This window comes from Tenacibaculum sp. 1B UA, from assembly GCF_033978845.1.
Classification (GTDB): Bacteria; Bacteroidota; Bacteroidia; order Flavobacteriales; family Flavobacteriaceae; genus Polaribacter.
Genome location: NZ_JAKVUA010000021.1, coordinates 23,263 through 33,932 on the forward strand (window position 1 = coordinate 23,263; position 10,670 = coordinate 33,932).

Sequence of the window (10,670 nt, forward strand, 5' to 3'; positions counted from 1 at the left end):
ACTTAAATATTACTATATAAAAATGAAAATTACTAGAATTATTGCATTGATTGCTCTGTGTACATCGACACTCAATGCACAAGAAAAAGAAGTTGATTGCGATTTCAACATTAACAGAGCTTATTACCATTTGGAAGGAAAAGAACTCTTTACAAAAGACAAACAAAAAGCTATTGAATACCTAACTCCTTGTGTAGAAACTGAAAATCCCGTAGCACAGCTAATGATGGGTCGTATCTTGCTAGAGGAAGCCACAGAAGAAAGTTACACAAAAGCTATTAAACTAATTAAAGCTGCTGCAAAACAAGACAATGCTATTGCAGCTACCGATTTAGGAATATTGTATAAGTATGGTAAAGGGTGTAAACTTAACTATAACAAAGCAAGAAAATGGTTTGAAAAAGGATTTGAACTAGGGAATACCAAAGCTGCTTATTTATTAGGTTACTTGTATTTAAAAGGTTTTGGAAACATACAGCAAGACTATACCAAAGCGGTTAGTTGGTTTGAAAAGAGCGATTACCCAATGGCGAAATATTGGTTAGGAGTTTGTTACTACCACGGTTATGGAGTAGAGAAAAATGTGGCAAAAGCAAATGAGTTATTAAAAACCAACTTCGATACAGTAAAAGAAGCGAACATAAGTGAAGTATCTAAAAACTCAGAAGTAACAAATATAGAAGAAATTAAGCAAGTTATAGGTGAAGAAGAGACAGCTACATCAGCAGAAGTTACCAAACAGCAACTTAACGGAGTGTGGGAAGGCGATTTATTGTTTTTTGATTGGTCAGCAACTCATATAGAAAACAAAATACCTTTTAAAATTACAGCGAAGCATGACACAGAGAGTAATGTACTACACATCACTACTACTATTGCTGATAAAAAACAAAATGTAGACTTTACTAAACTAGATAACACTCTTTATTTTAATGATTATACTGTTGAGTTACCACATAGTTCATTTAGTAAAAACATTCCTTCTGTTTTAAAACATCAATTACTTTCTTCTGATGTTTCTATCAAACAATTTAATTCAGAAACCTACTTAACAGGAAACTTAGATACTTATGTGAGTGCTTGGAAAGAATCAGGAGTCCCTATTCGTTTTGTCTTAAAAAAGAAAAAGAAATTAGAAAACTCAGAAGAAGAGCTTTCAGAAGAAGCTTTAGCAGCACTTTCAAAGCAAGAAGATAGTTTTATAAAGCTATACCCAAATCCTTTTGAAAAAGATGTAATCGTATCCTATTCATTAGAACAACCTGCAAATACAAAGGTTACCATTACCAATATGAATGGATTACGAGAAAAAGTAATAAAACCTTTGGCTAGTCAGGAAACAGGTAGCTACCAATATTATGTGGAGGGAACGGATTTACCTAAAGGGATGTATGTAGTAACAATACTAGTAGGACAAGAAAGAAAAACAAGAATTATCATCAAAAAATAATTGCTAGAAAACACACAAATGAAAAGAATATATACACAATTTTTACTACTACTTACTGTAGTATTTAGTATTAGTTTACAGGCACAGACTTTACCAACAGTAAATAATGATGAGTTTTTAATGAACTCAGATGGAACTTTTAGCGATTTACAACCCGTTTTAGCTGGAAGATGTAGTGGTTGTGAAGTACCTGATTTAAACTTTAATTGGAGTAACTCTTTTGATGCTGCTGTATTGAATGAGACCTATATTAGGAGAGCCGCAAAGAAAAAAGCAAGAGAATGGTATGAGCGACAAAAAGTAGTTATAGAAAATTTTTTAGAAAACAAGTACCACAAACAATTTTCATCTTTTAATGAAGCCAAAGACTACGCTTTTATAGACTTTGAATCAAAAAACATGACGATTAATGTTGACCCAATTGTAAGTACTAAAAACTCAGACCGAATTAGAAGAGCCCTTAAAAAAAAGGTACACATTAAAGGCTTAAAAGCGTTAAAAATAAGAGAAGCAGAAATTAAGGCAGGTAACACCAACAGACCACTATATCCTGATTTTGAAGTAAACGGTACTCCTTTAAAAGATTTAAAAAGCACCGCCGCTGTAACCTCGGCATATAATAATCTCTTAAATCAATTTGTAGACAATACATGGAAAGAGTTTGAAGGTCGTCATATCATGAAAATACTAGGGCTTCCTTTTAATAATAAGGTTTTAAAAACAAAGAATAACTACTATGGAAATTTAGGTACTTGGGATAAGTTAGACTTTATGCAGTTTACAATTCATTATGAGTCGATTATCAACAGACCTGCGCCAATTCCTTGGAGTGAAAGAGAAATTAAACTTTTTAATAAGTATTTGGATAAAGCCAATACTGTGACTGCAACCTATGTAGAAAACTACATCAATGCGAATAAAGAGAGTGAAATGTCATTGTTCCACCCTAATTATTGGAAAATAATATGGAAAAGGGATTATAAGGGTAATCCTTTTTCTACTAAAGCAGCAAAAAATAAACATCAACAGTTAAAAAGGAAAGAACTTAGCAGGCTTATTAGTAGCACTACTATGAATGCTACATCAACAATAGATTACTTAGTGTCATTACTCAAAATAACAGATAAAGACCAATTACAATGGTTAAACGACCATCCAAGTAAAGGGGATGAATTTGTAAAAGAGATAAGTGAAGCTAAAGTAAAAGATGCAAACATGCCTCCTCCAATACCAGGAGAGTTAAGCTTTCCACCAGACCATCACCAACAACTAGCCCAATGGGATATTAGAACTGAGTTAAAAAACGGTGCTGTAGTAGGTGGGCTTATTCGTGAATTAGGTATTACCAATAAAAGTCAAAAAGATTGGTTATACGAAAATAGAGCAGAAACCGATAAAATTATTAGTTTTGTTGATAGTAGTAAAGTAAATGATAAGATTGAAGATAATACAAAAAGTATTATCACAGATTATTTAAACATAATAGAAGGTATACCAAATGCGAAATTTAATAGATATGAAGAATTGTTAGATCTTTTTGAAAATAACCCTTTTGTATTATTGCAAGATTGTATTCAAGAAAATGGCTTGGCTATAGAAAATTATCAACAATTATATAATCATACACTACCAAGAACTTGTAAGGAAAGACTAAATAATTTAGGAGGTGGATATAATGACCAACCCCTTAATGCAGGTAATGCAGCGGTTGCGAATGTAGATTATTATGGTGTGGAAATAACTAAGAACCCTGATTTTAATGTTGACGGAAAACCAGATACAAATGCTGAAGTTTTTCAAGCATATAAAAGAAATTTTACGAGTTGGGCTTCAGGAAGTAAAAAAGATTTTCAGTTTAGTTGTGATATACCTTTTGATTCTGATGACAAAGCAAATGTAAGTTGGAAATTCGTTCCTTATGGTTCAACAGATGCTACAATTTGGAATTCTGCTAATCCATTAACAGCGATTATTGGAATTGATGCGAGTTCTGACATTCCGTTTGGAGATGCAATTTCTGATGATGGAGCTATTATGATTTCTGCTTATACATCTCAATATTGGATTGGTTCTACAATACAAACCCCCTTTTCAGGAACTCAGCCATTTTCTGGAAATCGACAGTGGGGTTATTTAACTAATCAAAAAGGGAATTTAGAGCTTTATGCAAGAGCGGTTGATGTTGCTAGGGTTTCGGGAATTATTAGATTCAGTGAAGATAATTCGGAATGTTCCGAAAACACGTATTATAATATTGGTGAAGCAACATGGTCTAATTTACAAGAGCAAATTAAAACATGGGTAAATGCAAACGGAGGTGTTGCAACCGTAGTGCCAAAAACAGCAATTCGTTTTGATAAAACAAAATTAAAAGAGTTATTAGAAAGTAATGAAACTATTAATCAAATTAATTGTAAATAAAAATGATTTTTCTTAAAATAATATTACCATCTATTATATGTACTTTAATAATAGTTACGACTCAAATTTCTATAGAATACTATCCAATATCTTTTGGTTTGGTTCTTGGGTTGATTAATTGGAAAAATTATAAGTTCAACGCATACTTAGGTTTGTTTTTTACTATAATTATTTCATTTATCTGTTTTTTCTTGGCTTATATTAGTTTTCCTCTACTAAGTACAATATTAAAACCTCTTTTTGGTGAGGATTTGTCAAGTTTTATTTCAATTGAAATATCTGCTTTTGTAATAGCCCCATTATTGGTGTTTTTCTCTTATAGTCATATTTTCAATTATCCCAAAAAATCAATAATGACAAGAAATATAATTTTAGGCGTAGTTATAGTATTAGTATTTGTATCTACATTATTTTTTCATTTACCTGATTCAAAAATTATAATACTTTTAAAGGATCTAAAATTAGGTCATTACACAATTTGGCAAATAGTCATGGCATTAGGAATTCAACTAATAATTTATCAAAAAGAAATATTTTTTCGTTTAAAGAACCTATAATAACACATAATATATACATCTTCAACATTGCCGTTTTCAAATAAGAAAACGGCAATGTTTTTCTAAAAAAGATTTTGAGTTCGGTTATCACAAACAAAAACCTTGTATACTTCTTTGTGTCTAAATAAGATTGCTTTTATTTAGTACTAAAATTCCTGTAGTTTATCTCTAAAAAAAGGGAAGTATTTTCTATTTTTGTGCCTTTCAACACAACAACAAAACATGAACTTAACAGAATTAAACGCCATCTCTCCTATTGATGGTAGATACCGTAACAAAGTAGCAAGCTTAGCGAACTATTTTTCAGAAGAAGCTTTAATAAAATATCGTGTAAAAGTAGAAATTGAATATTTCATTGCTTTATGTGAAATTCCATTACCTCAGTTAGCCGATTTCAACAAAGATTTATACGCTGATTTACGTAAGATCTATGAAGATTTTTCTGCTGAAGATGCGCTAAAAATCAAAGAAATTGAAAGCGTTACCAATCACGATGTAAAAGCTGTTGAGTACTTTATTAAAGAAAAGTTTGACGCTTTAAGCTTACAGAAATATAAAGAATTTATCCACTTCGGATTAACGTCTCAAGATATTAACAATACTGCTATTCCATTATCTATTAAAGATGCAATGGATGAAGTATACTATCCAACTTTAGATACCCTAGTTTGCAAATTAGCAGACTTATCTGAAGAATGGGAAAACGTACCAATGTTAGCAAGAACTCACGGGCAACCAGCCTCTCCTACTCGTTTAGGAAAAGAGTTTTTTGTATTTGTAGAGCGTATTAACAATCAGGTTATTCACATACAACATACACCACACGCCGCGAAGTTTGGTGGAGCTACAGGTAATTATAATGCACACAAAGTTGCATATCCAGATATCGACTGGAAAAACTTCGGAACTCATTTCGTAGAGGGAGTTTTAGGTTTACACCACTCCTTCCCTACTACGCAGATTGAGCACTACGATCACATGGCGGCTTTATACGACGGATTAAAACGTGTAAATACGATTTTAATTGATTTAGATCGTGATGTTTGGACGTATGTTTCTAACGACTACTTTAAACAAAAAATTAAAAAAGGAGAAGTAGGTTCATCTGCAATGCCACATAAAGTAAATCCTATTGATTTTGAAAACTCTGAAGGAAACTTAGGTATTGCCAATGCTATTTTTGAGCATTTATCTGCTAAGTTACCAGTTTCAAGATTACAACGTGATTTAACTGACAGTACAGTATTACGTAACGTTGGAGTGCCTTTCGGACATACCTTAATTGGTTTTGCTTCTACGTTAAAAGGATTGAACAAGTTATTATTAAACGAAGCTAAATTTGCTGAAGATTTAGAAAATAACTGGGCGGTAGTTGCTGAGGCTATTCAAACTATTTTACGTCGTGAAGCCTATCCTAATCCATACGAAGCTTTAAAAGGATTAACACGTACTAACGAAAAAATCAACAAAGATTCTATCGCTAATTTTATTGATACTTTAGAGGTTTCTGATGCGATTAAAAATGAATTAAAACAAATTACACCATCTAATTACACAGGTATATAATGAGATATTTAGGTATTTTTTTAGTTTTATTTTTAGCTATTTCATGTACTCCAGAAAAAAAAGGAGATCCTACACGTTTTGTTCACGGAACATTTGAAATTCCTGCTGGTGATAACTACGGAAAAACAACTATTGTAAGAAAAGATAGCTTACAAATAGAAGAGTATACTAAAAAAGTAAGTATTTCTACTGACAGCTTAGTTACTGAAAAAGAAATAAAGCATATAGATACACTCTACATCAAATGGAAAAATAATTTCGCATATACTCTGCGAATGAAAAATCCGAAAACTGATTTAGATAAAGATCCAATATTTGTTCAAATAACTAAAGTTACTGATAGCTCTTATAGTTTTACCGCAAAAATTGGCTATTCTAACTTTAAACAAAAAGGAACTGTATATAAAGTACAATAAACTATGGATATTTTCTTACAACCTGATACGTGGGGTGCTTTAGTAACCTTAACTTTTTTAGAAATTATATTAGGTATTGATAACATTATTTTTATCTCAATAGCTGCAAATAAGCTACCTGAAAATCAACAAAAAAAAGCAACGAATATTGGGCTGTTCTTAGCCATGGTACTTCGTATTTTGCTGCTATTTGGTATTTCTTTGCTTATTGCTATGAACTCTCCTTTTTTTAACATCGATTTATCTTGGTTCAAAGCTGGAGTTACTGGGCAGGCATTAATTTTATTTGCCGGTGGAATATTCCTTCTATATAAAAGTACTAAAGAAATTCACCATAAAGTTGAAGGCTATGCTGAAGATGAAAATGATGGTAAGCCTAAAAAAGGATACACATTAACGCAAGCTGTTATACAAATTACGTTAATTAACATTGTTTTCTCTTTTGACTCTATTTTAACAGCTGTAGGAATGACTAATGGTATTGAAGGTGCTATGGTTATTATGATTACTTCTGTTGTATTATCTATGGTTATTATGATGTTATTTGCAAATCCAGTAGGAAAATTTGTAAGCAAGCACCCAACCATTCAAATGTTAGGATTGTCTTTCTTAATCTTAATTGGATTCATGCTTATTGCAGAAGGGGCACATTTATCGCATGCTACTCTTTTTGGAGAAGAAATAGGTAGTATTCCTAAAGCCTATTTATATTTTGCTATTACTTTTTCTTTAGTAGTAGAAATGCTAAATATGAAAATGCGAGGAAATTCAAAAAAGCATTAAGAAAATATTAAGACTATAAAAAAATAAAACCTAATAGTTAATTTCTATTAGGTTTTATTTTTTATACTTTTGCTCCTTGTGATTCAACTAAAAAAACATATTGCTTTACTAAGTATATTAATTCTACTATTACCAACTGTAGTTTTAACGATACACTTATTTGAAAATCATGAGCATACTGTTTGTACATCTACTAGTGAGCATCACTTCCATGCGCAAGAACTTGATTGTTCTTTAGCTCATTATCATTTAAACACATTTACGTATCAAACAGCTGAGAACTTTTCAGTTGTACCACAACACTTTTACAAATTAGATTACGAGACGCAACCTCAGTTAATCTCTTTTATATATGCTGATAAAAGATCTTCTAGAGCACCCCCATATTTTACTGTATCATAATATTGTTATAAAAACTAACAAAACACATCGTTAACAGTAAAATTCATTTTAATGAAGAAATTAATAAACTTCCTATTATTCATAGGAGTATCTGCTATATATGCACAAAACAACTTATCAGGGAAAATTACAGACACTGATAACCAACCACTTTTAGGAGTAGAAATATACTCTGAACAATTACATAAAGGAACTGTAACCAACGAAAATGGTACCTACAGCATACAAAACATTCCTAACGGAAAAATTACCTTTAACTTTACATTCTTAGGTTTTAAAACTGTTTCAAAAGAATTTAATTTTAATAATGAAAACATCTCTTTTGACCTTCACTTAGAAGAATCTATTTTTAAAATTGATGAAGTAATTATCTCCACTCCTTTCAATAAATTACAATCAGAAAATGTAATGAAAGTTGAGCGTCTTTCGGCTAGAGCCCTTCAAAAAACAGGAGCTACAACATTAGCTGAAGGAATTACAAACATTGCAGGAGTTTCTCAGGTTTCTACAGGAACGTCTATCGGTAAACCTGTTATTAGAGGTTTAAGCGGAAACAGAGTTTTAGTATACACACAAGGTATCCGACTAGAAAACCAACAATTTGGTGGAGAACACGGTTTGGGTATTAACGATGCTGGTGTTGCTGGTGTAGAAGTTATTAAAGGTCCTGCTTCTCTTTTATACGGTTCTGATGCTTTAGGTGGTGTTTTATATATTCAACCAGAAAAATTTGCCCCTGAAAATACTACTAAACTTAATTTGAATCAGCGTTACTTTAGTAATACTTTAGGTACTAATACTTCGGTTGGCCTAACATCTTCTTTAAAAAACTGGCAATTCTTAGCTAGAGGAACGTACGCACAGCATGCAGATTACAAAACACCTGACTATAGAGTAACTAATACACGTTTTAAGGAAAAAGATTTAAAACTAGGTGTAGGCTTTCATGAGAAAAACTTTTCTTCTGAGTTACGTTATAACTTCAACAATTCTAAACTAGGATTAACTGAAGGAATTGGAGAGCAAACAAAAGAAACACATTTCGAAACTCCTTATCAAGATATTGACAATCATATTATAAGTTTGCACAATCATATTTTCTTTAAAAACTCAAAACTAGATATCGATTTAGGGTATACCATTAATAACCGTAAAGAGTTTGAAGAACATCATGAACATGAAGAGGAGCACGAAGAAGGTGAGGAAGATCATGAGCATGAAGAAGAACATGAACATCATGAAGAAGGTGAAGCAGCTTTAGATATGAAACTAAAAACGTTTAGTTATAACACTAAATACCACCTTCCTAAATTTGGAAAATTTGAAGTTTTAGTAGGTGCTCAAGGTTTACACCAAACCAATACTAACTTTGGTGAAGAACTATTAATTCCTAACGCTACTGTAAACGATTTTGGTGTATTTACTACAGCAAATTATGAACTGAATGACAATACTTCTTTACAAGCTGGTATTCGTTATGATAATAGAGCTATCACTACAGAAAGACACGAAGTGGCACATGAAGATGAAGTACATATTTTTGAAGCTATAGATAAGTCTTTTAATAGTTTTACAGCTTCTTTTGGTGCTAAAACTAAACTTTTTAATACTGTTACAACTCGTTTAAATGTTGCAAGCGGATTTAGGGCTCCTAACCTTGCTGAGTTAACTTCTAACGGAGTACACCACGGTACAAATCGTTTTGAAGTTGGTAATAACAACCTAGTTAATGAGAAAAACTTACAGTTTGACCTTTCTTTAGATTATAATTCTGAACATTTTGAGTTATTTGCTAATGGTTTTTACAATAAATTAAACGATTATATTTACTTATCACCAACTGGTGAAATTGAAGATGAAGCTCCTGTTTATACTTACTTACAGGAAGATGCTAAATTATACGGTGGAGAATTTGGTTTTCACTTACACCCACACCCTTTAGATTGGTTACACCTTGAAAGTAGTTTTGAAACGGTTATTGGTAAACAAGATAACGGAAACTATTTACCACTAATCCCTGCAAACACCTTAAAAAATACACTAAGAACAGAATTTTCGAATGAAAAATGGTTACCTAATGGCTATGCTTCTGTAAGCTTACACTCGTTCTTTAAGCAAGATAATGTTAGTGAGTTCGAAACAGCAACACCTGCTTATAATTTGGTTAATCTAGGTATTGGTGGAGATGTTATTATTAGTAAATATACTTTTACCACATCTTTAGCAATTAACAACCTTTTAGATAAGAAATATATAAATCACTTATCAAGATTAAAACCTGACAATATTTTTAACCCTGGTAGAAATATTGTTTTAGGAATAAACTTCACTCTATAAAAAATAACTCCCCAGTAACGCTGTTGCTGGGGAGCTTTTATATAAACAAACTTTAACTTAATAAAGTTTTTAATGCTTTTCCTTTTTAAGCAATTCCGGAAACTTGCGTTTAAACCGATTTAGTCGAGGAATTGAAACTTTTTGCACATACGGATTCTCTGGGTGCAAACGCTCATAGTCTTGATGATACTCTTCCGCAGGATAAAACTTCTCCATCTTTTTAACCTCCGTAACTATTTTCCCTTGATACACATCTTTATTCAATCTTTGAATCGTATTTTCTATGAACCGCTTTTCCTCTTTTGTTTTATAAAAAGCTATTGATCGGTATTGTGAACCATAATCAGGATGTTGTCCGTTTTTGGTGGTTGGATCATGTGAACCAAAAAACACAGTTACTAATGTTTGAAAACTAACTTTTTTCGGATTGTAATATACTGCTACGGATTCTGCATGCCCTGTTCTACCAGTTCCTATAGTTTTATACGTTGGGTTTTTAGTGTGTCCTCCTGCATATCCTGATACAGCTTCCTCTACTCCATTTACACTTTCAAAAATAGCTTCAACACACCAAAAACAACCACTTGCAAAGTAAGCTACTTTGGTTTCTGAGAATGTTTGTATTGATACCTCTTTTTGCTTCTCTTCTTTTTTTTGTGAGAAACTTAATAAGCTTACCGCTAAAACAACAGCTGTAATTGCTGTTACTACCTTAAATATCTTCATATAATTAGTCTT

Annotated in this window: 8 protein-coding genes; 7 read left to right on the top strand and 1 reads right to left on the bottom strand. The window is 31.9% G+C overall.

The annotated features are described in order from the left end of the window. Positions 1-22 precede the first annotated feature (22 nt). The 7 genes from MK851_RS13695 to MK851_RS13725 all read left to right on the top strand — a co-directional run bounded on the left by MK851_RS13695 (position 23) and on the right by MK851_RS13725 (position 9,932). Entirely contained in the window at positions 23-1,450 is a 1,428-nt protein-coding gene (locus MK851_RS13695) for a T9SS type A sorting domain-containing protein (RefSeq protein ID WP_320244393.1), read from the top strand. Positions 1,451-1,468: 18 nt separating this feature from the next. Then, positions 1,469-3,871, top strand: a complete 2,403-nt coding sequence (locus MK851_RS13700) for a hypothetical protein (RefSeq protein ID WP_320244394.1) — start codon at positions 1,469-1,471, stop codon at positions 3,869-3,871. Positions 3,872-4,650: 779 nt separating this feature from the next. Beyond that, the gene (purB, locus tag MK851_RS13705) at positions 4,651-5,994 is read left to right on the top strand and encodes an adenylosuccinate lyase (RefSeq protein ID WP_320244395.1); all 1,344 of its coding nucleotides are present in this window, start codon (positions 4,651-4,653) and stop codon (positions 5,992-5,994) included. Continuing rightward, on the top strand, positions 5,994-6,410 hold the full coding sequence (locus MK851_RS13710; RefSeq protein ID WP_303511186.1) for a hypothetical protein: 417 nt from the start codon (positions 5,994-5,996) through the stop codon (positions 6,408-6,410). The genes purB and MK851_RS13710 overlap by 1 nt, the downstream gene beginning before the upstream one ends. 3 nt (positions 6,411-6,413) lie before the next feature. Continuing rightward, positions 6,414-7,193: a TerC family protein gene (locus tag MK851_RS13715; protein WP_303511184.1), complete on the top strand. Its 780-nt coding sequence runs from the start codon at positions 6,414-6,416 to the stop codon at positions 7,191-7,193. A 78-nt stretch (positions 7,194-7,271) separates the two neighbouring features. Continuing rightward, positions 7,272-7,595, top strand: a complete 324-nt coding sequence (locus tag MK851_RS13720; RefSeq protein ID WP_320244396.1) for a hypothetical protein — start codon at positions 7,272-7,274, stop codon at positions 7,593-7,595. Positions 7,596-7,646: 51 nt separating this feature from the next. Then, positions 7,647-9,932, top strand: coding sequence for a TonB-dependent receptor (locus tag MK851_RS13725; protein WP_320244397.1), 2,286 nt, complete (start codon positions 7,647-7,649; stop codon positions 9,930-9,932). Between the two features lie 69 nt (positions 9,933-10,001). Here the strand turns inward: MK851_RS13725 and msrA are convergent, their stop codons facing one another. Beyond that, positions 10,002-10,658, bottom strand: coding sequence for a peptide-methionine (S)-S-oxide reductase MsrA (gene msrA / locus MK851_RS13730; RefSeq protein ID WP_303511176.1), 657 nt, complete (start codon positions 10,656-10,658; stop codon positions 10,002-10,004). Between the last annotated feature and the right edge of the window lie 12 nt (positions 10,659-10,670).

Coding starts and splice junctions, on each gene's coding strand:
- MK851_RS13695 (WP_320244393.1), top strand. CDS start 23: ATGAAAATTACTAGAATTATTGCATTGATTGCTCTGTGTACATCGACA.
- MK851_RS13700 (WP_320244394.1), top strand. CDS start 1,469: ATGAAAAGAATATATACACAATTTTTACTACTACTTACTGTAGTATTT.
- purB (WP_320244395.1), top strand. CDS start 4,651: ATGAACTTAACAGAATTAAACGCCATCTCTCCTATTGATGGTAGATAC.
- MK851_RS13710 (WP_303511186.1), top strand. CDS start 5,994: ATGAGATATTTAGGTATTTTTTTAGTTTTATTTTTAGCTATTTCATGT.
- MK851_RS13715 (WP_303511184.1), top strand. CDS start 6,414: ATGGATATTTTCTTACAACCTGATACGTGGGGTGCTTTAGTAACCTTA.
- MK851_RS13725 (WP_320244397.1), top strand. CDS start 7,647: ATGAAGAAATTAATAAACTTCCTATTATTCATAGGAGTATCTGCTATA.
- msrA (WP_303511176.1), bottom strand. CDS start 10,658: ATGAAGATATTTAAGGTAGTAACAGCAATTACAGCTGTTGTTTTAGCG.